The organism is Lacipirellula sp., from assembly GCF_965279485.1.
Taxonomy (GTDB): Bacteria; Planctomycetota; Planctomycetia; order Pirellulales; family Lacipirellulaceae; genus Lacipirellula.
Genome location: NZ_CBDIIC010000002.1, coordinates 1,039,649 through 1,064,020, shown reverse-complemented (window position 1 = coordinate 1,064,020; position 24,372 = coordinate 1,039,649). Strand labels below are relative to the sequence as shown.

At 61.7% G+C, this 24,372-nt stretch carries 17 protein-coding genes; 7 read left to right on the top strand and 10 right to left on the bottom strand.

Going from position 1 to position 24,372, the window contains the following annotated elements:
- Positions 1–189 precede the first annotated feature (189 nt).
- From kdsA to ACQY7R_RS11765, 4 genes are all read right to left on the bottom strand, one after another.
- Complete coding sequence (gene kdsA, locus ACQY7R_RS11780) at positions 190–1,014, bottom strand: 3-deoxy-8-phosphooctulonate synthase (RefSeq protein ID WP_428305797.1); 825 nt, start codon at positions 1,012–1,014, stop codon at positions 190–192.
- Positions 1,015–1,742: 728 nt separating this feature from the next.
- Positions 1,743–1,964 (bottom strand): hypothetical protein, encoded by a 222-nt coding sequence (locus ACQY7R_RS11775; protein ID WP_428305796.1) that lies wholly within the window; start codon positions 1,962–1,964, stop codon positions 1,743–1,745.
- Between the two features lie 44 nt (positions 1,965–2,008).
- Entirely contained in the window at positions 2,009–2,197 is a 189-nt protein-coding gene (locus ACQY7R_RS11770) for a hypothetical protein (RefSeq protein ID WP_428305795.1), read from the bottom strand.
- A 105-nt stretch (positions 2,198–2,302) separates the two neighbouring features.
- A complete protein-coding gene (locus ACQY7R_RS11765; RefSeq protein ID WP_428305794.1) occupies positions 2,303–3,748 on the bottom strand; it encodes a hypothetical protein in 1,446 nt (481 codons plus the stop codon).
- Positions 3,749–4,215: 467 nt separating this feature from the next.
- Here ACQY7R_RS11765 and ACQY7R_RS11760 point away from each other — a divergent pair, with 467 nt between their 5' ends.
- The 3 genes from ACQY7R_RS11760 to ACQY7R_RS11750 all read left to right on the top strand — a co-directional run bounded on the left by ACQY7R_RS11760 (position 4,216) and on the right by ACQY7R_RS11750 (position 7,959).
- Positions 4,216–5,319, top strand: a complete 1,104-nt coding sequence (locus tag ACQY7R_RS11760; protein WP_428305793.1) for a phytanoyl-CoA dioxygenase family protein — start codon at positions 4,216–4,218, stop codon at positions 5,317–5,319.
- Between the two features lie 166 nt (positions 5,320–5,485).
- On the top strand, positions 5,486–6,334 hold the full coding sequence (locus ACQY7R_RS11755) for an SDR family NAD(P)-dependent oxidoreductase (RefSeq protein WP_428305792.1): 849 nt from the start codon (positions 5,486–5,488) through the stop codon (positions 6,332–6,334).
- Positions 6,335–6,504: 170 nt separating this feature from the next.
- Complete coding sequence (locus ACQY7R_RS11750) at positions 6,505–7,959, top strand: sialate O-acetylesterase (protein WP_428305791.1); 1,455 nt, start codon at positions 6,505–6,507, stop codon at positions 7,957–7,959.
- 163 nt (positions 7,960–8,122) lie between these two features.
- Here the strand turns inward: ACQY7R_RS11750 and galK are convergent, their stop codons facing one another.
- Complete coding sequence (gene galK / locus ACQY7R_RS11745; protein WP_428305790.1) at positions 8,123–9,343, bottom strand: galactokinase; 1,221 nt, start codon at positions 9,341–9,343, stop codon at positions 8,123–8,125.
- 334 nt (positions 9,344–9,677) lie between these two features.
- Between galK and ACQY7R_RS11740 the strand changes: the two genes are divergently transcribed.
- Positions 9,678–12,161 carry a DUF7453 family protein gene (locus tag ACQY7R_RS11740; protein WP_428305789.1) on the top strand — a complete coding sequence of 828 codons (2,484 nt, stop codon included), beginning with the start codon at positions 9,678–9,680 and terminating at the stop codon, positions 12,159–12,161.
- A gap of 37 nt (positions 12,162–12,198) precedes the next feature.
- Here the strand turns inward: ACQY7R_RS11740 and ACQY7R_RS11735 are convergent, their stop codons facing one another.
- Complete coding sequence (locus ACQY7R_RS11735; RefSeq protein WP_428305788.1) at positions 12,199–13,122, bottom strand: endonuclease/exonuclease/phosphatase family protein; 924 nt, start codon at positions 13,120–13,122, stop codon at positions 12,199–12,201.
- A 455-nt stretch (positions 13,123–13,577) separates the two neighbouring features.
- Between ACQY7R_RS11735 and ACQY7R_RS11730 the strand changes: the two genes are divergently transcribed.
- A complete protein-coding gene (locus ACQY7R_RS11730) occupies positions 13,578–15,473 on the top strand; it encodes a peroxidase family protein (RefSeq protein WP_428305787.1) in 1,896 nt (631 codons plus the stop codon).
- On the opposite strand, the gene ACQY7R_RS11725 is transcribed toward ACQY7R_RS11730, so the two are convergent.
- The 3 genes from ACQY7R_RS11725 to ACQY7R_RS11715 all read right to left on the bottom strand — a co-directional run bounded on the left by ACQY7R_RS11725 (position 15,470) and on the right by ACQY7R_RS11715 (position 19,297).
- The gene (locus tag ACQY7R_RS11725) at positions 15,470–17,506 is read right to left on the bottom strand and encodes a hypothetical protein (protein WP_428305786.1); all 2,037 of its coding nucleotides are present in this window, start codon (positions 17,504–17,506) and stop codon (positions 15,470–15,472) included. The two genes, ACQY7R_RS11730 and ACQY7R_RS11725, sit on opposite strands and share 4 nt — an antisense overlap.
- A 97-nt stretch (positions 17,507–17,603) precedes the next feature.
- Positions 17,604–18,464, bottom strand: a complete 861-nt coding sequence (locus tag ACQY7R_RS11720) for a hypothetical protein (RefSeq protein ID WP_428305785.1) — start codon at positions 18,462–18,464, stop codon at positions 17,604–17,606.
- A gap of 182 nt (positions 18,465–18,646) precedes the next feature.
- Positions 18,647–19,297, bottom strand: coding sequence for a phosphatase PAP2 family protein (locus ACQY7R_RS11715; RefSeq protein ID WP_428305784.1), 651 nt, complete (start codon positions 19,295–19,297; stop codon positions 18,647–18,649).
- Between the two features lie 125 nt (positions 19,298–19,422).
- On the opposite strand from ACQY7R_RS11715, the gene ACQY7R_RS11710 reads away from it, so the two are divergent.
- A complete protein-coding gene (locus tag ACQY7R_RS11710; RefSeq protein WP_428305783.1) occupies positions 19,423–21,363 on the top strand; it encodes a redoxin family protein in 1,941 nt (646 codons plus the stop codon).
- Between the two features lie 104 nt (positions 21,364–21,467).
- On the opposite strand, the gene ACQY7R_RS11705 is transcribed toward ACQY7R_RS11710, so the two are convergent.
- Positions 21,468–22,691, bottom strand: a complete 1,224-nt coding sequence (locus ACQY7R_RS11705) for a Bcr/CflA family multidrug efflux MFS transporter (RefSeq protein ID WP_428305782.1) — start codon at positions 22,689–22,691, stop codon at positions 21,468–21,470.
- Between the two features lie 168 nt (positions 22,692–22,859).
- Here ACQY7R_RS11705 and ACQY7R_RS11700 point away from each other — a divergent pair, with 168 nt between their 5' ends.
- Positions 22,860–24,338 carry a hypothetical protein gene (locus tag ACQY7R_RS11700; RefSeq protein ID WP_428305781.1) on the top strand — a complete coding sequence of 493 codons (1,479 nt, stop codon included), beginning with the start codon at positions 22,860–22,862 and terminating at the stop codon, positions 24,336–24,338.
- Positions 24,339–24,372: the final 34 nt, after the last annotated feature.

Here is a 24,372-nt window from a genome sequence, read left to right as displayed (position 1 = left end):
AGATTAGCCGTCAAGAAGTTATCTGATGTTGATTTACCACGACGGCACGAAGGACGCGACGAAACGCCAAAAACCGAGAGATGTGATACGGTGCTTATCTATCACATACGGAGTGGGCTCAGATAAACCTGCCGTTCTCTGTTTTCGTCGTGCTCAATGTGTCGTCGTGGTTCAACTGAATGATCAATTCTAACCGAGTGCGGCCGTACGGATCTTGAGGAGTCGTCGCATCACCGCTTCGATCTCGCCGAGGGGGATCATGTTGGGGCCATCGCTGGGCGATTTATCGGGTTCGGGATGCGTTTCGGTGAAGAGACCGTCGGCGCCGAGGGCCATCGCGGCGCGGGCGAGCGGTTCGACCATCGCGCGGTTGCCGCCGGTTTTGTCGCCGAGGCCGCCGGGCTCTTGGACGCTATGGGTCGCGTCGAACACCACCGGGCAACCAAGGGCCTGCATCTGCGGGATCGAACGCATGTCGCTCACCAACCGGCCGTAGCCGAAGAAGGTGCCGCGTTCGCACAGGAGGATGTCTTCGCAGCCCCCCTCCCCGAGCTTCGTGATGACGTGTCGCATGTCATTCGGGGCCATGAACTGCCCCTTCTTCACATGCACCGGTTTGCCTGTCTGCGCGGCGGCGACGAGCAAATCAGTTTGCCGCGCGAGAAAGGCGGGAATCTGCAGGACGTCGACGACCTCACCGGCAGGAGCAGCTTGCGACGACTCGTGGATGTCGGTGGTGATCGGCAGGCCGGTCTTGTCGCGGATGTCCGCGAGGATCTGCAGGCCGGCGGTAAGGCCGGGGCCGCGGAATGAATTGACGCTCGTGCGGTTGGCCTTATCGAACGACGCCTTGAAGACGAGTTGCACGCCGAGGGCGCTTGCGATCCGTTTCAGTTCCTCCGCAATGTGGAGAGCGGAGCCGAAATCTTCGAGGACACAGGGGCCGGCGATCCACAAAAGGGGCTGGCCGACGCCGCATAGATAGGGACCAATGCGGGCGGGATTGTGGGGCACGGCGGCGATTCCTGCGGACGGGAGGCGATGGGAGCAACGCTCGGCCGCAAGCGGCGGCAGCGTGGGCGGCGAAAGCTTGGCAATATAGCCCGCTTCCTATTTACGGTCAGCAGGAGATGAGGGTTTGGCGATTTTACCAAACGCCGTAAGCAGCCTGCTGGAATCACTTTACGACGAACGCTGGCGGCGAGCAATCTCAACTTGGGACGCAAAGCGGTTGAGTTTAATGCCGAATTGAAACGCCGAGTGCGAATGCGGCGGGACGAGACAGGGTGGGGAAGAACGCCGTAGCGAAATCGCCTAGTTGCTGGCAGGCGGTTAGCGCTGCAAACGGTTGAATGCGTTTCTTTTGTCTCACGCTAAAGCGAGCAGCGACCAGCGGTTGCGTTCACAAATCGATGCACTGCGCGGGACGTCGCGCAAGCATTGGCACATCGCGTGCATCTAGTGGATGCGTCGCCTGACGGTGAAAGCCGTCGGGCGACCCAATCTCACTGGCCCGCGGGGCCTCGAACGAAGTTTTGGCGGATCGGTTCACTTGCCCCTGACCGATCTGTCGCAGTCAAAGTGTCTTTGACTCGTTCGAGGCCCGCTTTTTTTTGCGCTCGTGGAAATGCCAACCACGAAGGCTCGAAGGAAGTAAGAGCTGCACGAAGTAAGTCCGAGAGAATTGAGTTCGGCGCTCTTCGTGATTTCTTTCGTGCCTTGGCGTCTTAATGGTTCGCCTTCTAGAAGATGATCTCGCGGTTGTCTTCCTTCTCCGGCGGGTAAATCACCTGGCGGTTGATGCCGCAGTTGGGGCACTCGGTGTCCATCCATATTCCCTCGGCGCGGCGCGGATGGCCGTTCGGGAGGGCGCAGATTTCGTTCCAGACGCGGAGGTTGTCGGCGAGCACGGTCGCGATGTCGCCGCAGACTTCGCAGCGGAGTCGAGGGGGTAGGCGTTTCATGCTGGAATTATAGCTTGTGGCGGCCAGCTTTCCCGGCCGGGCTTTCATCGGTTTATCATGACGAGAGTGCCCAGCACGACTGCCACGACCGTCACGGCGATCAGGACTTGGCGGAGGCTGAAACGCCAATTCAGCCAGGGCGGAACGCCCGAGTAGATTTTGCGCGTCAGTTCCAGTTGCTCGCGTTGCAAGTCGCGGATTTCGCGCAGCAGCGTCTTGGCTTCGTCGTCCATGCGGATAGTTTAGCGGGTCGGCGGTCTTCTTGTCGGCTGCAAGCCTGACCTGCGCGCCGCGGAGCGGCGTTGTAGGCGTTCCCACGCGGAGTGTAGGAACGAGGGTTACTTGCCGAACTTGAACGGTTTGACGTGACGGCCCCAAACGGGGCCGGGCGTTTCGTTGTGGTAAGGCCGTAGGTCGGTGCGCGAGATGTCGCGCATCTCGGGCGGTATTTCCGACTCGTTAAAATCGCCGCCGTTGGCGTCGGCGATCATTTGCAGATTCTTGCGTCCCGCGACGCTGCCGTTCATGCCGACGGCGAAGGTGTGGATCGGGAAGTTGCGTGCGTTGCCGTTCATCAGCACGCGGAACTTGTTGTCGCCTTGGATGCGGCCGTCGCTGAGGAGGAAGACTGTGTCAGGTTCGATCATCGCCGCGGCGTTGATCGCATCCTCCACCGAGTCGCCCAGGCAAAGTTCGACCGTATCGAGCCACGCGGCCACCATCCGCTTGTTCGCGTCGGTTGGCCGGAGGTAGCGATCGATCGGATCGGGGTATAGCATCGGGTAGACGGCGTCACTGTGGAACAAAATGTAGAATTCCTGGTCATCGCGGAGACGGTCGAGGCAGTTGAGCAGTTCGGCGATCACCGTTTCGAGCCGGCCCCCCTGCATGCTGCCGGAGTTATCGAGCACGAAGACAATGCGACGGCCGGCGATCTCGGCGCCGAAGAATTTGGCGGTCGGCGCTCCGCCGAGGCCGCTGCCGAAGGTTCCAGTTCCTGTGCCGCCAGCCGCGCCGAGAAGTGATCCCGCTTCGCCGAGCAGTCCGCCCCCGCCCGGCGTGCCGATGGGCGCCGTGCCGCCTGGCGTCTCAAGGCCGGTGCCAAGGCCTTCATCGAGCGAGAAGCCGCCGAATGCGGACACGCCGGGGTCGATCACTTCCGAGGGGATCTCGTCGGCGACCAGCGCGCCAATGTCGCCCGTCGCATCGACGATTGGCTCCGCAGGCTCTTCGAAGACGACTTCCTCCACCTCAGCGACCGGCGCGGAGTCAAAGACCATTTCGAGTTCGCGCGGCGGATCGACGGTGGCGAGGCTCACCGTCGCGAGCAGCGCGAGCATTGTCAGGTGGACGCTGAGGCTGGCGAACCAAGCGGGAAGCGAACGCTGGGGTGGGGTTGGAGCGATGGGCTCGACTGGCTTGATGAGGTCTGGGGGAGCTGCTGGTTTGATAAGTTTCGCTTTGGCCGTCGCGGGCTTCGCGGCGAAGGCGACGGTGTGCGATGGCTGAGGCGTGGGCGAAGCCTCGGCCGTAGCGTCGTTCCGAGCGCCGACGTTTTCGGCTTCTGGCGTTGTTTCTCCGCCGTTCGCGGTTGGGGGCGGAACGGCATCAGTGCGCGGCCGGCGGCGCTTCACCGCGACCGATTGAGCTGTCTGCATGCTGGGCGGAGCCGCCGACGCATTGCTTGCATCAGCAACGCCATTGGGCTGGCGCGCGGTCACTTCGAGAACGAAGCTGCGCAGTTCGGCCTCAGAAGAGGCGCCTTCGGCGGGAGAAGTCGACATCGGTCGGGCCGCAGGAGAGACGATGCGGGCGCCACGAATGCTTCCTGCGGGCAACGATCCGGGGCCGATTGTAACAAGACTGGCGCCAAGCGGATAGCTTTTTGGTGATTTGAGCAGAAATCAGTGAGCACGTGCTTTAGGGAGGGGGCTGAGCGGAGGGCGCCAGCATCGCCGAGAGGCGCTTTGGCGTGGTTTTCCACGACCTGTAGTGATAGCAATGCTGCCGTAGGTTGAGACTTCGAGCTGTTTTAAGACGGTAGATTGCAAATTGAGATGGTTTTTTGCACCCGCGGCGTGCAGTTTTGCGCCATCAGGCGGCCTGTAGGGAAATCATTGAATCGGAAGCAACCGATCCTCCGATAGTTGATTCATGTAGAAAATTTTGCCTAGGCGGCCAGGTCGCGTGATAGCATCGCTGGCGACGGGCATGCGTCTTTTCTCCCCCTTTTCGCAAGGAAGCGAAGTCCATGAATCTCCATCCGAAGGTCCGGCCGCTTTGGCAACGGGCAATCGCGCTCCCGGTTCTCACCTTGTTGATGGCGTATAAGGCGACGCGGCTGCCGACGTTCTTCCTGCCCCGCGACATTCGCAACATCATTAAGAACTGGGACTTCAAAGTTTACTGGGTCCTGATCAGCTCCGGCCTGACCCGCGCTTACATCGATCAGCCGTGCGAATTCAAAGTGCCGGCCAACTGCGAACCGAAGGTCGTGGTCGAGCCGAAGTGGCGGCTCACCGAGAAGCAGCTTCGTAAGTTCTACGAGGATGGCTTCATTGGCCCGCTCGACGCATTCGCTCCCGAAGAAATGGCCGACTTCCGCAAGGACATGCTCGACGCCGAGAAGTCGGTGTCGCAGACCTACGGCTTCGTCACGCCGCGCGACCGCCACTTCGAGAACCCTCGCTTGTGGGGCTACATGAAGCACCCGGCGATCACCGAGCGTTTGGCCCAAATTTTGGGTCCGGACCTCAATGTTTGGCGGACGCAGATGTTCCATAAGCCGCCGAAGGCGCCGGCGATTCAGTTCCACCAAGCCAGCACCTTCATGGTGGAAGATTACCAGGTGCCGGCGTTGCACCCTGCCAATCGCGACGAGATTTTCCAGCTGACCGTGTGGATTGCCGTCGACGACGCGACCCACGAGAACGGCTGCTTGGACTTTGTGAAGGGTTCGCACAAGCAAGTTCACACGGTCAAGTTTGGCGGCGAAGAAGGCTTCTACAACGCCGCTTATTCGCTGGAATACGATCGCGATCCGAGCAAGGTCGTTCGCGTCCCTTGCAAGTCGGGCCAGTTCATCATCTTCATGGAACGCTGCATCCATGGCTCGCAAGCGAACACGACCGACCGTCACCGGCTGGCGTTCAACCTGCGTGCTGTTCCGACCAGCCTCGCGGTTTACCCGGGGGTGAAGAAGTACCGCAGCGTTTACAACGGCGGCAAGTACCACCTCGACAACTGGGGCGTCGTCTCGCTCCGCGGCGAGGATCGTTACATGCTGAGCCGCACCAAGAAGCTGGCGGATCCGTCGTACGATTCGCAAGGGTTGCCGCTGCGTAAGGCCGCCTAGTGCATGTCTCCTCCCTTCGAGTCCCTTCGAGGGCGGGGATAACGGAAACGAAACAGCCCCGACCAAGCTTTGGTCGGGGCTGTTTTTGTTGGTTCAGAATGCCGAAATAGAGATAGCCGACGATCTACTCGATGTGGGAGCTTTGGGCCGGGGGGCCTTCGCTAGCATGCGCCAGATTCGCGGAAAATCTGCACTCGTCACTGGCGCTGCCTCGGGCATCGGCCGCGCGATCGCGCTGCGGCTCGCCGAAGAAGGGGCGAACCTCTACTTGCTCGACGTCAACGCCGTCGCTTTGGCCAGCGTTGTCGCGGAAGTGAAGCAGCGTCGCGTCGAGGTAATCGGTCGCCATTGCGACGTCGGGCAGCCCGCGCAGGTGAGTGCAGCGATCGCACACTTGCTCGATCAATGGGGCGGCGTTGATGTGCTGGTAAACAACGCCGGAATCACCTACTACGGCCGCACGACGAAGATGTCGGCTGAGCACTGGGATCAGTTACTGGCGATCAACCTGCACGCTCCCGTGCAGTTCATTCGCGAACTGTTGCCGACGCTCTTGTCGCGGCAAGAGTCGCACATTCTCAACGTGGCAAGCATTTGCGGTCTCGTGGGCCTAAGCCGCGTCGCTGCATACTCGACGAGCAAGTTTGCGATAGTGGGCTTGAGCGAATCACTTCGCGCGGAGTTCGGGCGGCAAGGCGTCGGCGTCACAGCGCTCTGCCCCGGGTTGGTCGACACGAACCTTTTCGCTGCGGCGCCGCGAGGCGAGGATCTGCGAGAGAACAAACGACCGCCCGCGTGGTTGTTGGCGACTCCTGAGGCAATCGCCAACCGCGCCGTGCGAGCCATCTATCGCAATCAGGCGGTCGTGGTGATGCAGCCCTACGCGCGGCTCACCTACTGGGTGAAGCGGTTTGCTCCCGGATTGCTCGATCTCGGGAATCGCTTCCGTCGGCGCAAAAGGGCTGTTGACGCGCCGCGCGTCGCGACGCCGGATGAACGCCGCCGGGCTGCGTAGCTCCGCGAGCTGCGTTGTCAGCCTCTATTTTTCGAGCGGATCGCCTCGCCGGCGCTAGTTTTCTTCTCGCTGCCGGACCTGTTAGAATGCGGGCCGGCTGGTCATCACGCTCGTGCGACTCTTCGGCGACCAGCCATTTTCCATTGTTCGGCCCCGAGGATGTTCTCGCCATGAATGTAGCGGCACGCGCTTTCGTCTCGGCATTGGTAGTTCTTGCGATTTCGGCAACGAACTCGCCATTATTCGCTCAAGCGACCACCGAGACGGCGACTGCGAAGAAACTTTCGCTCGCATCGATCTTCTCTGATCACATGGTCCTGCAGCGCGACATCAAGCTGCCGATTTGGGGCCAGGCGACGCCCGGTGCCAAGGTCGAAGTGAAGCTTGCGGGGCAAACGAAAGAAGCGACCGCCGATAAGGATGGGAAGTGGACGGTAAGCTTCGCCCCGCTCAAGGCAGGCGGCGGACCGCTCGAACTGTCGGTCGCGTCGGATGGCGAAACGGCTCACATGACCGACATTCTCGTGGGCGACGTGTGGGTCGCTTCAGGACAGTCAAACATGGAGTGGCCGATCCGAGCGTCGAAGGACGCCGAGAGCGAAGCCGCCGCGGCCGATTGGCCAGAGATTCGGTTCGTCGACGTGCCAAACGTCACCTCGGCGAAGCCGCTCGACTCGTTCAAGTCGGCCGGCTGGCAGCCAGTGAAGCCAGAAAACATCACTGAGTTTTCGGCCGTGGCGTACTACTTCGCCCGCGATTTGCACAAAGAGCTAAACGTGCCGATTGGCCTGATCGGCTGCAATTGGGGCGGCACGCAGATGGAAGCCTGGGTAAGCCGCGAGGCGCTCGAGTCGAGCGACACGTTCAAACCAGCGGTCGCCGCTGCCGATCAGGAGCCGACTACCGAAGAGGTGAAGAAGCACCGCCAAGAGCGTCCGCAAGATCAGCCGGCGTCGTTGTTCAACGGCATGTTGTCGTCGGTGATTCCGTACGGCATTCGCGGGGCCATCTGGTACCAAGGCGAGAGCAACGCCGGTCGGCATGGGGAGTACGCTGAACTCTCGAAGCTGATGATTGCTGACTGGCGGAATCGTTGGGGCCAGGGCGAATTCCCGTTCCTGTTGGTGCAACTCGCCGCCTTCGAACCGGGCGGCGACAGCTGGCCGCCGCTGCGTGAAGCCCAGATTGAAACGCTCGAGTCGCCGAACACCGGAATGGCCGTGACGACCGACATCGGCGATCGCAAAGACATTCACCCGCGCAACAAGCAAGACGTCGGCAAGCGGCTCGCCTTGGCCGCTCGCAGGGTTGCCTACGGCGAAGACCTCGTCTATTCGGGCCCGATGTTCAAGGAACTGAAGGTCACCGACGGCAAGGCGCACGTCACCTTCGAGGAAATCGGCGGCGGCTTGAAGGCCGATGGCGCCCTCAAGGGTTTTGAGGTGGCCGGCGACGACGGGAAGTTCGTGCCCGCCGATGCGGTGATCGAAGGGGCCGAGGTCGTCGTCTCCGCCGACGGCGTGAGCGAGCCGAAGGTTGTGCGTTACAACTGGGCGGCGTTCCCGGAAGGGAACCTGTTCAACGCCGAAGGGTTGCCAGCTTCGCCGTTCCGGTCGCAGAAGTAGTGAGTGACCAACGCGAAATCTCGGGTGGCATGCTCTCGCCCCTCCAGGCGTGAGCATGCTGCCCTGGTTTCGGGGGGTGGTTTTTCGGCAGCGCTCAGGGCCACAGCGGAGTGCCGTTGAGGTGATGCCACTCGTTGCGGGCTAATGCCGCGCAGGCGCTCCCCTACCCTTCGACGATGTGCGCCCCGCGGGCTGGCTTCGTTACGAACGGCGTCGCTGTGAGCCCCGTTCGCTCGTGGTAGATGGCGCCAATGCGGTCCGCGATTTCGCGTTCTCTTCCGGCTCGAACGAGCGCGACGATACAGCCGCCAAAACCGCCGCCAGTCATGCGGGCGCCGATGACGCCCCCTTCGGCGCCAATTTCCAGAGCCGCTTCAACCAGCACGTCGAGTTCTGGGCAGCTCACCTCGAAGTCATCCCGCAAGGAGTCATGGCTGGCGTACATTAATTCGCCCACTAGAGTCCAGTTCCCTGTCTGTAGAGCGGATGCGGCACGCGTCGTTCGTTCAATTTCGCCTACCACGTGACGAGCGCGTCGGTAGAGTAGCGGGTCGAGCTTCGAGCGACTCGCTTCCAACTGCTGCGAGGTGACGTCGCGAAGCGTCGCGGCGCCGAGTAGCTTGGCCGACTGCTCGCACTGGGCGCGACGCTCGGGATACTCGCTGCCGGTGAGTTCGTGCTTCACGTTGCTGTTGATCACCAGTACGGCGACGTCGGGGTCGTCGAGCGGGATCAGTTCGGCTGTTTCGGTACGGCAATCGATTAGCAGCAGTTTGCCGGCGGCGCCAAGTGCCGAACTGAACTGATCCATGATGCCGCACGGCATGCCGGCGTATTCGTGCTCCGCCTTCTGCGCGAGTCGCGATTTGTCGACCGGATCGAGGGTGCGTCCCGTGACGGCCTCGACGAGCGTCGCCGTGGCGACTTCGAGCGCCGCGCTGCTGGAGAGCCCGCCCCCCTGTGGGACCTTAGAATCGACGACTAGGTCGAGCGTGCCGGGCTGCAGTCCGCGCTCAATGCAACCAGCGAAGGCCCCGCGGAGGTAGCTCGTCCAATCGCGGCGATTCGGTTCGAGGTTGCTCAGCGAGAACTCGGCGGTTTCATCAAACAGCGTACTGTGAACGCGGATCGCGTTGCTGGCAGCAGTCTTCAGCGGCCGGCCGGCGGCGATCACCGTGTACCGTTCGATAGCAAGCGGAAAGACGAAGCCGGCGTTGTAGTCAGTATGTTCGCCGATCAGGTTGACTCGTCCCGGAGCGGCGACAACCCAATTGGGGGGATTCCCGAAGACTTCCGTGTAGCGCCGCTTCGCCGCCGCGACCTGATCAGGAAGCGAGGGGGAGTGGAATTCGTCGTGGTGCGTCTGAGGGGAAGAAGAGGACATCGAGTGTTATTGCCTGGAGCCGAGGACCATTTAAGTCGCGGTGGTTGAGTGATTTGCGCCTTTGCCGCGGGGCGTTCTCGCCGTCGAAATATGGTAAACGACTGCAAGAAACCTCACAACGACGGCTAATAAATTGCAATCCACCTACACTTTTGCGGCTTTTGGGCCACGGCAGCAATTCTTTCGAAAATCCTCAAAATCTATTTGATAAGTAGTTTATTGGTCGTTAGTCTGGCAATCTCAAATAAGCGACGACGATCTGTTTTGTCGTTGCGGACGGATTCACTGTACGCTCCATGGAAGGCTCAAGCCGTGCGCTCCATGGAGTCACTACATGAGCCCCCGTTTGTTAGGCAGCGTTGCGCTGCGTCGATTGCCATCGTGTTTTCGTCTTCATGTAGCGCCTGCGTTGGCGGTCGCTGCACTTGCACTCGCATGCGGCGTTGAGTCGGCTTGCGGCGAACAGCGGGTTGTCGCGATGAGCGGAGACCTGCAGCCGGGAGGTTCAGGCGCCATGTTAGCCGGCCTCTCCGCGCCAACGTTGAACGACGCGGGACAGGTGCTACTGCAAACGCGATTGCTCGAAGGAGTGGCGGGCGTCGGCTCGCACAATGATGCGCCACTGTGGTTGATCGGCGATGGCACACGGCGAGTGGTCGCGCGGAAGGGCGCCGGCGATCTTGGCGGCGGCAGCAGCATCTCAGCATTCAGCGCGACATCGGTTGCCGACGATGGCGACGTTGTTTTTCGCGGCGCCACCGATGCCGGCAAGCAGGGCATATGGCGGGTTTCCGCCAGCGGTTCGATGAGCACCGCGGCGATTACGGCGACGACCGGCATGGTATCCGGACCGCAACTGCAGACTGCCCAATTCGACACACTCGGATTCTTGTTGTTGCACTCGCCGAGCGACATTCTTGTGTTCAATGCGCGACTGAAGCGTTCTATAGGCGGCGTCGATACGTCATCCTCACGTGGCGTTTGGAAGGACGCCGGCGGCGCTAAAGAGATATTGCTCCGTGAAGGAATCAGCTCGATTCCAGCGACGGGCGCCTCGCAACTCTTAGTTCCTTCGGCCGAAGGCGTCAACTTTGCTGGCCAGACCGTGTTTCTAGGGTCGATGGTTCCGGGAGTGGGCGAAGTCACGGCAGAAGATTCGCTCGCATTGTGGCGGGCTGGCGGCGCCGCAGGCGACCTGCTCGTTGCTCGCACTGGTTCGGGCAACGTCGCCGGCGTCCCGGGGGCGTCTTTTCGCGCGTTGAGCGACTCAAGAATCAACTCGACTGGCAAATTAGCCTACGCTGGCGAGTTGCGCCTCGAAGGGGCGGTAACGTCGGCGAATGACCGTGGAATTTGGACGTTCGAGGGCGATGCGAATCATCTCGTGGCGCGAAGCGGGTTCGCGGCGACCGGCGTACCGCAAAGTGAGTTTGAGGCCTTCGGCGCGCCGGTGCTGAGTGATTCGGGGCAGACGCTCTTCAGCGGTTCTTTGAGAACCGGCGTGGGCGGCGTCACCGCGGCAACGTCGCGTGGAATTTGGGCTATGAATGAGACGAGCGGCGCGTTGATCGCACGTTCCGGCGTCGGTCGAGTTCCAGGCGCCTCGGCGGCAAGGTTTGCAGAGTTCGGCGCCCTCGCCTCGAACAACGACGGCCTGGCGGCATTCGCGGCGACGCTGGAGAACGGCGTCGGCGGAGTCGATAGCGAAAGCAACCAAGGATTGTGGCTGATGGATGCTGTCGGTGATGGGCGAATGATCGCTCGTACTGGCGACGTGATCGCGGGCAGGACGGTCGCCGCGCTTGAGTTTGTTGGCGGATCCGGCGGCGGCGATGGACGGCAGCGAGCGTTGAACGATCATGGCCAATTAGCTTACAAGGCGGTCTTTACAAGCGGCGACGAGGCTGCGCTCCTCTACACGCCCGATCTCAGTTGGCGAAGTTCGACTGGCGGGGACTGGGACGCCGCCGCCAATTGGACGCTGGGCATCGCGCCTTCGAGCGTCCATCGGGTCGATATCGTCGGCGCCCAACCGACCACGGTCGCCGGTCCTTCCGGCAGCGTTACAATCCGAGAGTTGACGCTCGGCGGCGGCGCGGGACAAACAACGCTCGAACTTCCGGAGACCGGCATTCTCACGGTGACCGATGGCGTGCATCTGGCTGCCAACGGGCGATTGGCCGGCAAGGGTACGTTAGTCGGGCAAGTCATCAACGCCGGAGCGACAAGTCCGGGCCTCTCGACAGGCATCCTCGCGATCGACGGCGGTTACGTGCAACGCCCGGGGGGAACGCTGTCGATCGAACTCGGCGGCGTCGACAACTCTAGCCCGTTCCATGCCCAGTTCGACCAGTTGCTTGTCTTCGGAGCGGCGACCTTGGGCGGAACGCTCGACGTCTCGCTTGTCGAAGGTTTTATCCCGGCGATTGGTGACACGTTTCCGATCCTAAAGGCTACGGGCGGCCTGACTTCATTCGACGCGATGAACCTGCCCACGTTACCGAGCGACCGCGCGTGGTCGGCAACGCGGAGCGTTGATGCGCTGGCGCTAACCGTCGTTGCAACGACGCCTGCGAGTCCCGCCGACTTCGACCACGATGGCGACGTCGACGCGGCTGACCTCGCTCAATGGAAAACCGGCTTCGGCAAAACCTCGCCAGGTGACGCAGACGATAACGGCAAGGTCGATGGCGCCAACTTCCTGGCGTGGCAGCGGGCGTATACGGGAAGCAGCAACGCGAGTACGACAGTGCCCGAGCCTGCGACGGTACTGCTTGCAGCGCTCGCGCTCACGGTCGTTCGCCGGCGCCGCTGTTGAATTCAACGGAGGCGAGTTCCGGCGGTGGAGAGCCATTTCACTCAGCGTTTGCCGGCAGCTCGAGCGTTGCCGACAAAAAGTAATGATCGCTAGGGTACCTCCCGTCGCGACCGTCGCGAATGATCTCTGCGTTAAGCGGTTTGAAGTCGCCGCGGGTGAAGATCCAGTCGATCTTGCTACCGCCGCCTTTGGCCTTGCGAGCTTCGCCTTTGAATCCGTGGAACGTGAAGCCGGGGTCTCGGGGGCCGTGGAGCGCGGCATAAGTGTCGTGCCACCCGCCCTCCTTCAAAACTTCAATGGCTCGGTTCGAGGACTTCGCATTCATGTCGCCGGTGAGCACTTGCGGGACGCCGATCGGATCGAACGCGGCAGACGCTTCAACCATCATGCGAGCCTGCTCTTCGCGCGCTTGTTGGCCGATGTGGTCGAAGTGAGTGTTCCAGACGATGAACTCGGCGCCGTTGTCGCGATCGCGAAGCCGTGCCCAGTTGGCATGCCGCGGCGACTTCGTGTCCCACCCAAAGCTGCCGGCGACGTGCGGCTGCTCTGAAAACCAAAAGCCGCCAGAGGAAACGAGTTCGAAGCGTTTGCGGGAATACATAATTGCGTTGTTCTGCACCACCTCTCGCACAGGCAGCGACATGCCGGTGGCGTCGAAGTCGGGTAGGCGACGTTTGAGTTCAGCGACCTGATAGCCGCGCGCTTCCTGCAGGCAAATGACATCGGCATGTTGGCCGACAATGACGTCGCCGCAGAGTTGCCGCCGCGCTTCCCAACCATCGCCCGCCCGTTCGTCTTCAGGCTGCGGGACGCGGACGTTGCAACTCAGTATCTTCAGCGTTGCGATGCTTGGCGGAGTACCCCCATCGGCGCCCTCCACTGAGGATGAACTAACGACGACGGCAAGCAGGCTTGCCGTTACGAAAAGCGAACGGCGCTGCAAGGCGGAGCTGGTAGGCATGGCGGTCGGGGGGTGAAGACAAGCGGATGAGTGAAGTCGCTGCGACAATTCTCGATCTATTGAGACGCGGAGCAGCCGAGCGGAACGGTTCTACCATTTCAGCAGCAAAGCCGTCGCTTGCCACCCCCTTTGGCAGTCGCGGCGATGCGGCAATCCCCAACGCGTCGCTGTCCAAGCTCGTGCCACACGCAGATATCTCGGCCGCCCGCCGACGGTGCTGATCTCAAGCGAAAACCTGCCAATCCGGCCGTTTCTTGGCTTTCGGCGAGGTACAGCCCTTACAATCGGCTCGCCGGAAGCGGTGACGCGGCGTCATTTTCGTTGTTCGATCGGCAGCGACAACTAGACTGAAAGTTGGTCGCCAAGAGGAATTCTCATCACGAGCGCTCAGACTGCGCCCCTGTTTTTGCCTCTCCAGCCAAGTTCGCTTTGCACCTTTGACGCGGAACTCTGAAGTGTTGCATCTTGCTTTCCAGCGATTCGTCCTGCCGGCTCTGCTTGCGGCGGCGGCTGGCGCTCAGTGCAGCGTCGGCTACGCCCAGACGCACGACCGATTTATTAATGGAACCTACAACCACTTCAGCGATTGGCAGCGCGGTTCAGCCGGTTCTCAAATCATTCGCGTCAATTATTTGACGGACTATGCGACCGCAGGCGGCGCGATGATCATGCCGCCGGCCCGTCCCAATGCCCGCACGATCTCGAATACGCTTTCGAAGCAAACGAGCGACGTCCCGAGCGTTCGCGGGCTCAGCAACTACATCATGGGTTGGGGGCAGTTCCTCGATCATGACATGGGGCTGACGCTCACCTCATCGGCGAATGGCGTCGCGAATATCGACATCCTCGACCCCAACGACCCGCTTGGTCCGAACCCTATTGCTTTCAGTCGTTCGAAGTACGTGATCAACGGCGGTCGCGAGCAGGTGAACGAAGTGACCTCGTGGATCGACGGATCGCAGATCTACGGTTCGGACAATGCCCGTGCGGCGGCGCTGCGGACGAATGGCGGGACGGGCGCAAAGTTGCTCACGAGCGCCAACAACCTCCTCCCGTACAACACAACGGGGCTGGCAAACCAAAACAATGGCCCGACGCCCGCGAGCCAGCTGTTCGTCGCCGGCGATATTCGCGCCAACGAAAACTCGCTGCTGACGTCGCTGCAGACAGTATTCGCCCGCGAACACAACCGGCTGGTCGACGTCATCGCCGCACAGAAGCCAAGCCTGAGCGCCCAGGAGCAATACAATCTTGCGCGGAAGATCGTCGGCGCCGAGGTGCAAGCGATCACTTACAAGGAGTTCCTGCCGGCGCTGATGGGGAACGCCGCGCCGAAGCCGCAAGATTTCGCTTACAACGCCTCGAAGGACGGGACGGTCACGAACTCGTTCTCTCACGCGGTGTTTCGGTTTGGGCATAGTACGGTCGGCAGTTCGCTGCTATTGGCGGATAACAATAGCCAAACGGTCGGCAACGTCGCCTTCTCCAGCGCATTTTTTAATCCGACGCTGATTACAAACGACCCGACGATGGTCGACAAAGTGCTCATGGGGGCGTCGCTGCAAAAGTCGCAAGAGATCGACCTGCTGTTCAATGACTCAGTGCGCAACGTTATGTTCGGTCCGCCCGGCGCCGGCGGCACCGACCTCGCAGCGGTGGATATCCAGCGAGGGCGCGATCACGGCATCGTCGATTACAACGAACTGCGCGCCGCGTATTTTCTGCCGTCGCTGGCGAATATCAATCAGATTCCTACGACACCGGCTACCCAAGCGGCGATCAAATCCCTCTATGGGAACAACGGCATCAATAACATCGACGCCCTGGTCGGCGCCTTGGCCGAGAATCACATCGCGGGTACGAGCCTGGGCCCGCTAATGACTGAGATCTTCAAAGATCAGTTCACGCGGTCGCGCGACGGCGATCGGTTCTTTTACACCGGCGACTACAACGGACTCTACACGGGCGGCGTGCTAAACGCCGACATTGCATCGATCATCAACCTGAACACGATCAAGCTTGCCGACATCATTAAGCTAAACACGGGCCTCACCAACATTTCGAGCAATCTCTTCTTCGCTGGAATTCCTTCGCCCGCGAACCCGATTGCCGGTGATTTCAACAACGACGGCGCCGTCAACGCAACTGATCTCGCCGTGTGGAAGACGGGATTCGCCAACGGTTCGATGACAGGCGCCGACTTCCTCGAATGGCAGCGCAACTACGGCAAGACTTCTGCAACAACCACGGCTGCGGCAGTGCCCGAGCCCGCCGCGATCGGGCTCGCCGTCGTTGGTTTGGCAGGTTTGGCGACGGCGGGGCGTCGAGCGGCTCGCCGCCAGGCCGCCTAGCCAATTAGGATTCGCGGTTGTCGATGCGCCGGCAGCCCTGCATTGAGCACTAGTTCCCGCACCATCCACGGAACGTTTCCCTCGCCGAGGAGCAGAAAGTTCAAGTTGGCGGCGAGGGGCGCCTCGTTCGACCATCCGAAAACAATCTCTGGCGGCGGCGTTTCGTCGTCGCACATCTCCAGGCAGATGGCGGCCAGCACGTGGGCGACGCTCACGCAATGCGAGACGCGCAGCACTTCGACTCCTTCTTCGCCTTCCACGCTCATCAGCGGCCGTTGGTAGAAGTCGCTCGGATCGCCGAGCGTCACCTCAACGAACAGCACCGCTTCGTCGGCTGCGAGGCGATAGTCGCGGAGCAACGCGTGGCGGCGATCTGCGAGCGACATCAGCCCGGGACGGTGCGGCGCCAGCACGCGGGGACCGCGCTTCGATAGCTCAAGCCAGCGGGCTTGTGAGTGCTCGTTCCTGAAGTCGAATCCCTCGAATCGCAACTCAGTGCTGCGAATCCAGCGTGAGATGAACGAACTGAGGACGATCACTGTCACGAATGCCAGCGCGATGGTGATGCCCGAGTGATTGATCAGCACTGTGATGCCGGTGAGAGCGAGGAATAGCCCCGCACCGATCGCCGTGGCCGAGCCGCCTGCGATGCGACCGATGGTGCGCGGGCGGCGGCTGAAGAGATCGCGCGTCGCCGCCAACGCGGCCCCGGCGAGCAGCACTAGCACGCTGGTGGCGTAAGCCCACTGTAGTGAGGCGGGGCTCGCGTGGAACACCACCGTGACGACGAGGATAATGACGTTCAGTAGATGGAGGATCGCCCCGACCTTGCCCGCCCAGCCAATCTCCATCCCCAAACGGTGAAGGTAGTGAGGGAGCAAATTCTTGAGGCCTAGCGTGACGCTGATGCCTGCCAGGCAGAGGACGAACGCCGTCGAGAGATCGAACAGGTCGCCAAAGTCGTGGCCGAACAGCGGGTTGAGTGCACTGCCGGGCTCGCCGTTGGCCAATTGCGAACCGTGAGCGAGGTAAGCGAGTGCACGGTGCTCCGCGGCTCCGCCCGGGGCGAGCGCGCCGCGCGGAGCAAGCATGGAGGTGACTGTTACCGCGCTCACCAGATAGACCGACATGATGATCGCCGCGGTCAGCATGAGCTTGCGCGTGTTGCGAATCCGTCCGCGTGGATGCTCCGGCGAGTCGTCGCGATTGCCGGCGACCTGCGGCGCGACGGTCATCAGCATTTCGAATCCACTGAGACCGAGCGCCATCTGCGGAAACGACCAGAGAATGATTTGGAGCCATTCCCAACGCCAACCGAGCGAAACGCTGGCAGCGGCGTCGCCGTCATCGAACCGCAGCGCGGCGAGTTCATCGCTGATAATCTCCGGATGACGACCAAGATAGACGATGCCGCTGACGACGACGATCGCGACGAGCCCCAAGTAGAGCACAGTTGCGACGGCAGTCGTCCACAGCATACGGCGCGAAAGGCCGTTCTTGATCAACTGCCACAGGCCAAACGAGACGATCGACAGGCCCAGTGTGACCGCGACTTGCGGCGCCATCACGAGCGCGGCCGCCCGCTCCCACCACGACCACGAGGCGGGATCTTCGCCTAAGAAGGTTTGCGGAATCCGCGCGAGCAGCCGCTGGCCATGCGGATTGTGAATTAGGTGAATCGCCGCGTCGGCAAGCGACAAGCTGCGAGTGATGACGAAGTCGGCCGCAGCAAAGCCGAGCAGCGTCAGCACGATCATCTTGCCGCGCCAGCCGGGCGTGAGGTCTTCCAGCAGACCGGTGGCGCCGCGACCGTCGGACGAACGCCCGACGACGTACCAATAGATCGGCAGCGCCAGCAAGAACGTCACCAGCACGACGCCGGCGGCGGCGATCGGCGCTAGCGAGCCGGCGGCTTCGACGGCCATCGACGGGAGGTAGGCCAGCGTGCTGAAGTAGTCGACGCCGACCAAGCAGAGGACCAGCGGCCAGGCGTGAGCCCGCGAGGGGGCCTCGCTCGAATTGATATGGTTCATTCATCAGGGCCGCTGCGGCTGGATTGCCAGACAGCAGCGGCCCCCCAAGTATGCAGAGACAAAGCAAAAAATGAACAACAGACGTCGCAACGGCAGTTTAGCGTTGCACGCTCACAGCGTCCTCTTCGCCCAGATCGACTACCGCCGCGCGCTGATGGAGCACGCGATCGAGATCTTTCCAGACGAAATAGAGGCCCACGATGTTGTCCCAGCGCTTGATGACATTCTGATGGTTGTCGACGGCAATCAGGTCGCCGCCGCCGAACGTCAGAATCGTCTCCAATACGTCTCGGTAGCGCGTGCGGAAGCGTAGCCCCGTCCGGTCGGTCAGTTCGCTACCCTCGCCAAAGTGGAACTCGCCAATTTCATTCGGCGTGAACCGCTTTCGCCCGTTGAGGGCCATGTGGAGCAGCGAACCAATCCACGGCAGGAGCAGCAACCAACTCAGCGCAGTGGCGGTACCGACGTCGAATTCCGGCTTGAGATCCGCCAGATATTCGAACACCGAGCCAAGCACCGCGACGTTCTTGATATGCTCGACATATTTCGAACCGAGCCAAATCAGGGCGAAAATCAACGTCCAGAGGCCCAACTTACGGGCGCTGATGTCATACATCAGCATTACCAGGAAGTAGAGCAATACCCAGACGTAGATCCACCCGAAGAGGCCCGCCTCTCGAGGATATCGAGCGACGAAGGCGCTCGACGCGAAGCCGACGGCAATTAGCAGCCACAAGAAGAAGCTAGGATGCGCCGAGTAAACGGTCACTTCCTCAATTTTCCCTCGGCGTCCTCGCACGAGGGTGATCGGCAGCGTGATCATGAACTTTGCGAATTGAAAGACGGCTTTGAATGCCGGCCCGACGATTCGCTTCCGCGGCGTCCCCGGCTCGTGGCCCAAGACGCCGCTGATACTATGGTCTTCACTATCGCTGTCCGAACCAGTTTCTTGGCTCACGGAACACTCCTATAAAAAACACGTTAAAAAAGTGACGCTGGGCATCATTTTATCATATCCGTAGCGCGCTCATAGAGATGTCCACTGCGATTGGACGAATGCGTCCATTCCGCCGCGATTTTAGAGAGTTGCGCGTTGTCTCAATAACGCGAAATCATTGAGCGACAACGAGATGCATTCGTTTAGCTTTTCGTATCTAGCTTGGCCAGCGTGGCAGCGTACGTGGCGACAATCCCGCCTAGGAAGCTGCCGGCGATCACATCGCCGACGAAGTGGTAGTTCATCGCAATCAGGCTGAGCGCCATCGGCACGGCGATGATCAGGCACAGCCAACGACGCCGCGGATAGACGATCCAAAAAACACCCGCGAAGCCAGCGATGCGCGAAGCATGGCCTGATGGAAAGCTGCCGATGTCGTCGCCCGTTTCGAACGGATGAAAGCCGTAGGCGCCAGTGCCGATGAGCGACGGATTGTTATTGTGCCACGTCTCGGGCCAGTAGCGGCCGCAGACGTCGCCGAGCGATTCGCGGCACTGATCAGCGACGATGAGGCTCAGGCACGCGATGACCAGCGTCCGTTGCCATAAGCTGGGCGCGCACCACGCCCACGCAGCCAGCAAGATTGCCACCAACAACGGCGCCCAGCCCTGAACGAGCGGCGGCGGCTCGGTGAGCCACTTGATTGTCGGCGTCTGTGGAATGCCATGGTCGTGGACGAAGAATGCGACCGGCTTGTCGACGAAGAAGTAGCAGACGACCACCAGCGGGATGCAGACCGCCAGCGCGACGGCGGTGCGGGCTAGTAGGTTGCGGTACGGATTCGGAGCGTTCATTTTTTACACGAAGCATGAGATCTTTAGCGGCTAGGCCCAGCCGCCTGCAGGAGATTACCATATTATTGGCTGGCGTTCCGCACGTCGTGGCCGTCTCTTCAACTCCCTCCGCGAGTGCATTGTCGATGAATGGCCGCGCTGTCGTGATTCGAACGTGCATCAGGTTGTGCACCCTAGCGGCGCTGTGGGCGCTAGGGTCGATCGGCGACGCAGCTTTTGCCGCCGAGTTGCGGAGCGACGGCAAACCGCCCGCGCGTCCGCAGGTGGGCGATCGAGTAGCGAGGTTCGAATTCCAAGACACTTGGTTCCTGCCGCGTTCGCTCGACGACTTCAGCGCGAAGACCTTCCCAACGCCGCGACGGGCCTTCGTGTTGGTGTTCACGAACACGACTTGCCCGCTCGTGCAGCGTTATTGGCCGCGGTTGAAGGAACTGGAGGCTGCGTACCGCGAGCAGGGCGTGCAGTTTCTCGCGGTCAACGTTGGAGCGGATGATTCGATCCTCGACGTGGCGGCGCAGGGAGTTGAGTTCGACGTGCCGTTTCCGTTGGTGAAAGATATCGACGGGGAGTGCGTGGCGGCCTGCGGCGTCGATCGGACGCCGCAGGTTGTCGTGATCGACGCCGAGCGCCGGCTGCGGTATCGAGGCCGAATCGACAATCAAATTCGGCTGGGCGGAACAACTGCTGGCGCAGTGAAGCAGGAGCTTCGCGACGCGATTGATGATCTGCTTGCGGGACGCCCGGTAGCCGTCGCAGAAACGCCGGTCGATGGTTGCCGGATCACAGCAGTGCCCGCCAATGCGCCGGAGCAAACGCCCACTTACGTCGAGTCGATCGCCGGCCTCATGGCGAAGCATTGCACCGAATGCCATCAAGAAAATACTGCGGCGCCGTTCGCGCTACAGACGTTCGACGAAGTGACGGCCAATGGCGAAATGATTGCCGAGGTCGTGGCCGAGCGTCGCATGCCGCCGTGGTATGCGGCCAGCGAGTATGGCGAATTCACGAACTGCCGCGAGATGCCGGCCGAGGATCGTGAGGCGATCATCGCCTGGGTGCGCGGCGGCATGCCGCTCGGGCAAGCGAAAGCGTCGGGACACGTTGACGCCGAAGCCGAGGCATCCGCGAACGAAGCCGCCACTGGTGATAACGCATCGAGCGACGACACTTGGGCGAACCGCAAGTGGTCGATCGGCGAACCCGATCTGGTGCTCACGGCACTCGCAGAATTCGATGTGCCCGCGGAAGGGTACGTCGACTATCGCTACGCCGTGCTGCCGAAGCTGTTCACGCAAGATATGTGGTTCGAAGCAGCCGAAGTGCTCCCCGACAACCCGCGCGTGGTCCATCACTGCAATCTCGGCCTCATCCCGATTGGCGGCGATGGACGTAACGCCAAGCTCGTGACTGGTTACGTGCCGGGCGGCGGGCCGATGCAGCTGGGCGATGGCGTGGCAGGGAAGATTCCGGCCGGTTCGATGCTGGGGCTGCAGGTCCACCTCACGACCACCGGAAAGCCGGAGAAGTGTCGGATTCGCGTCGGCTTTCGCTTCCCGCGCGAGCGCGTGGCCAAGGAACTTCGCTATGTCGAACTGGCGAGCCACGGTTTCAAGATTCCCCCGCACGCACCGTCCTACCGGTTGGATGCGAGCCGCACCGTTGATCGCGACGTTACGGCGTACGGGATGTTCGCCCACATGCATGTGCGGGGAAAAGACGTGACGTTCCGCGCCCATTCGCCGGCTGGCGAGACGCAAACGCTGCTGATGATTCCGAACTACAGCTTCGATTGGCAACTGCCGTATTACTTGCCGAAAGGCGCCAGGAAGTATCCAGCTGGCACACGATTCGAAGCGGTCGCGCACTTCGATAACTCGGCGTTTAATCCGTACAACCCCGATCCGTCAGCGGAAGTTCGTGAGGGGCAGCAGACGTTTGAGGAAATGATGTACGGGTACGTGTTCTACACGGTGGATGACGAAGACTTGCAGTTGGCAGTTGATCCGCAGAGTGGCGTGGCGATGAAGAACGATTCGCCAAACGAAAAATTAGCCCCCGGTCAGTGACCGGGGGGATTGAGTCGGCTCTGCGTTGGCCACCCGCGATTTACTCTTCGCACGCGATTGGCGGCGATTTCTCGTTGCCGCTCCGGCGGGTCGTTGACCCGCGGCTACTGGCGGTGGCGTTCGCTCCAGAAGATGACGGCGAAGACGCCCGCTTCGCAGACGGCGAGCGTGGCGGCCATCGCGAGCGGCGTGGCGCCGCTGAGGAGTCCGACCGCAGCGCCGGCGAAGGCGCCTATAATGTACTGCAGCAGCCCCAACACGGCCGACGCGCCGCCGGCTTCGCGGCCAAACGGGGCCATCGCTGCGGCAGTGGCGTTGGGGAAAATCAGCCCGAGTGTTGCGATGCAGATGCAAAGCGGGATTTGAAACGGCCAGAAGCCAGCATTCCCGAGCGTGAAGGCCACGAGCGTCACCCCGCCGACGAGCGCCACGATGGCGGCAAAACGGAGCAGCGCGTGAGGCGAGTATCGTCGCAGCAGCAATCGATTGAGCTGCGCCGTCGCGAGCAGCACGATGGCGTTGCTCGCGAAGAATCCGCTGAACGCTTGGGGCGTCGTCTCAAAGTAATCGATGTAAATCTTCGGCGAGCCGGTGATGTAGGCGAACAGCGCTCCGTAAGAAAATCCGATCGCGAGCGCGTAGCCGATGAATCGTCGGTCCGCGAGAATCGTCAAGCTGCGGCGAACGACGGCGCCGAGCGGCTGAGCGAGGCGTCGCTCCGGCGGCAGCGATTCCCGTAGATCGAGCGCGACCGCGGCGCCGCTGGCGATGCCAATCGCCGCCAGGGTCCAAAAGATGGCGTGCCAAGTAAAGTGTCCCAACAAAAAACCGCCGATTAGCGGGGCGACGATCGGGGCAATGCCGGTCACCATCATCATCAGCGAGTAAACGCTGGCGGAGCGCTTTTCGTCGAACAGGTCTCGCACCACGGCGCGCGAGACGACGAGGCCCGCCGCTCCGGCAAAGCCCATCACGAATCTTAACGCGATCAGCCACTCCACCGATGGCGCGAGCGGGCAGCCGAGCGCGGCTAGCGAGTAAACGCCGCAGCCTATGAGCAGCGGCGCGCGACGGCCGGTCCGATCGCTGAGGGGGCCGATGACATATTGCCCGGTTGCGAGGCCCGCCAAGAACAGCGAGAGCGTCAATTCCACTCGCCCCGGCGCCGCGGCGAGATCGTGTTCCATCTGCGGAAATGCCGGCAGATACATGTCGATCGCCAATGGCGAGAAAGCCGACAGGAGGCCGAGCAACACGAGCAGCCGCCAAGCCCCCGCTGCAGGTTTCGTTGCTGCTGGCTGCTCAGGGCTGGATGGGGTCGTACGCAATTCGCTCTCCGTGGAACCAATTCCGGCTACTACAGACCGTAAGACCGGTATAACCCCACCTTTCGATGTCGCCAAGATCGGCGCCAGCGTTACAACCGGCTGATTGCGGTTCCCCGTGCCAGCCGATGATGCGTCAGGTGTCGCATTATTCGTCCCGCGAGTTGAGCGATGTTTCGCCGTGCTCATGCATCGTTTCTAGGGTGCGCGCTAGCCCTGCAAGGCGGCATTGCGTCGTCGCATCTCCAGGCGACGACGACCGACTATTGGTGCGGCGAGCAGAACTCCGCTGACGATTGGGCCGTTGGGGCCGTGACGCTGCACGACTGGTCGGTGAGCGACGGGCCGACCGCCGATTTGGCGATCGATCCCGATGTGTCGCCAGCCCAAATGCTTTACTCGCCGCTCATGCAACCGCCGGCAATGCGGCCGCCGCTGCCGACGCGAGCGCCCGCGACGATGCAACGCCCCGCGCTCCGTTCCGCGACGGCGATCGGTTTGGCGAGTGTGCCCTACATGATCGGCGACACGGGCGCCGGCTCGTGCATTGGGTTCGACGGCCTCGTCACCGCCGACCTCGCTCACCCTACGCTTGCCTGCAGCCGACTCAACATCTCCGAGGCGAACTCGCCGCTTCCCACCGATCGCGTCTACTGGAGTTACCGCCATTTCCAGAATGCGTCGCGGGTCTCGGCGTACCAGTTCAACGAAACGGTGAACCTCGATCAGCATACGCTCGCGTGGGAAAATACGTTCTGGGATCGGACCGGCTCGCTGGAGATTCGCGTGCCGATTCAGCACCAGATGCAGTCCGACATCTTCTCGATCATCGCCCCCAGTTTCGGCGTGGTAGACCCATTGGTGAGCGACAGTGGCGGGCGCGAGGTGGCGCTCGGCAACGTCTCGGCGATCTTCAAGATGCTGCTGACCGAGCGAGAAACGTTCGCACTCTCAGGCGGCGTGGGGTTCACGCTGCCGACGGCGCGTGATGTGAACTACCAACTGGCCGTTGATGGCGAAGTGGAGTTCCCCAACGCCCCCGGTGTGATCGCCGACGAAGCGGTGGCGTTCCAGTCGGTGTTCGCGAACGAGACTGTTTACATCTCGCCCTTCCTCGCGTGGGCGTACGCACCGCCGGCGCGGTGGTTTCATCAAGGCTTCTTCCAGGTCGAAGTTGCCGCCAACCCGTCGCGCGTGACGGTGAATGGCGATGGCGCCACGCTGTTCCTCGACAGCGTCGGCAACCCGATCGGGTTCTACGACTACTACACGCCGGTGCCGGTGCGGGCGGAGTTGTTCTCGCAAACGCTCATGCGGCTCAACCTCGGTTGGGGCTACATCTTCAGCCAGAACCAAAATTCGAACCGCTACCACCGTGTCGCCGGGCTGTTCGAACTCCATTACACGTCGACGTTGCAAGACGCTAACCTGACGAACATTCCGCTCACCACCCAATCCTCGATCGGCACGGTCCCGTTGCAGACGATCACGATCGGCAACCAAGATAATCGCGTCGACATCCTTAACGCGGCGACCGGCGTTTCGATCGAAGTCGGCAATTGGGTCTTCACTAACGGCGTCGTCGCTCCGATCCAGAACTGTTGCGGGTTCGATTTCGAGTACAATACGCAGGTGCAGCGGCGGTTTTAGCGGCTGCCGAGGTCGCGCGCCGTATTTCAGCTCA

Bases quoted from the DNA above. Each gene is read 5' to 3' on its own strand.
- ACQY7R_RS11775 (WP_428305796.1), bottom strand. From the start codon at position 1,964: ATGAAACGCCTACCCCCTCGACTCCGCTGCGAAGTCTGCGGCGACATC.
- ACQY7R_RS11770 (WP_428305795.1), bottom strand. From the start codon at position 2,197: ATGGACGACGAAGCCAAGACGCTGCTGCGCGAAATCCGCGACTTGCAA.
- ACQY7R_RS11765 (WP_428305794.1), bottom strand. From the start codon at position 3,748: ATGTCGACTTCTCCCGCCGAAGGCGCCTCTTCTGAGGCCGAACTGCGC.
- ACQY7R_RS11760 (WP_428305793.1), top strand. From the start codon at position 4,216: ATGAATCTCCATCCGAAGGTCCGGCCGCTTTGGCAACGGGCAATCGCG.
- ACQY7R_RS11755 (WP_428305792.1), top strand. From the start codon at position 5,486: ATGCGCCAGATTCGCGGAAAATCTGCACTCGTCACTGGCGCTGCCTCG.
- ACQY7R_RS11750 (WP_428305791.1), top strand. From the start codon at position 6,505: ATGAATGTAGCGGCACGCGCTTTCGTCTCGGCATTGGTAGTTCTTGCG.
- galK (WP_428305790.1), bottom strand. From the start codon at position 9,343: ATGTCCTCTTCTTCCCCTCAGACGCACCACGACGAATTCCACTCCCCC.
- ACQY7R_RS11740 (WP_428305789.1), top strand. From the start codon at position 9,678: ATGAGCCCCCGTTTGTTAGGCAGCGTTGCGCTGCGTCGATTGCCATCG.
- ACQY7R_RS11735 (WP_428305788.1), bottom strand. From the start codon at position 13,122: ATGCCTACCAGCTCCGCCTTGCAGCGCCGTTCGCTTTTCGTAACGGCA.
- ACQY7R_RS11725 (WP_428305786.1), bottom strand. From the start codon at position 17,506: ATGAACCATATCAATTCGAGCGAGGCCCCCTCGCGGGCTCACGCCTGG.
- ACQY7R_RS11715 (WP_428305784.1), bottom strand. From the start codon at position 19,297: ATGAACGCTCCGAATCCGTACCGCAACCTACTAGCCCGCACCGCCGTC.
- ACQY7R_RS11710 (WP_428305783.1), top strand. From the start codon at position 19,423: ATGAATGGCCGCGCTGTCGTGATTCGAACGTGCATCAGGTTGTGCACC.
- ACQY7R_RS11700 (WP_428305781.1), top strand. From the start codon at position 22,860: ATGTTTCGCCGTGCTCATGCATCGTTTCTAGGGTGCGCGCTAGCCCTG.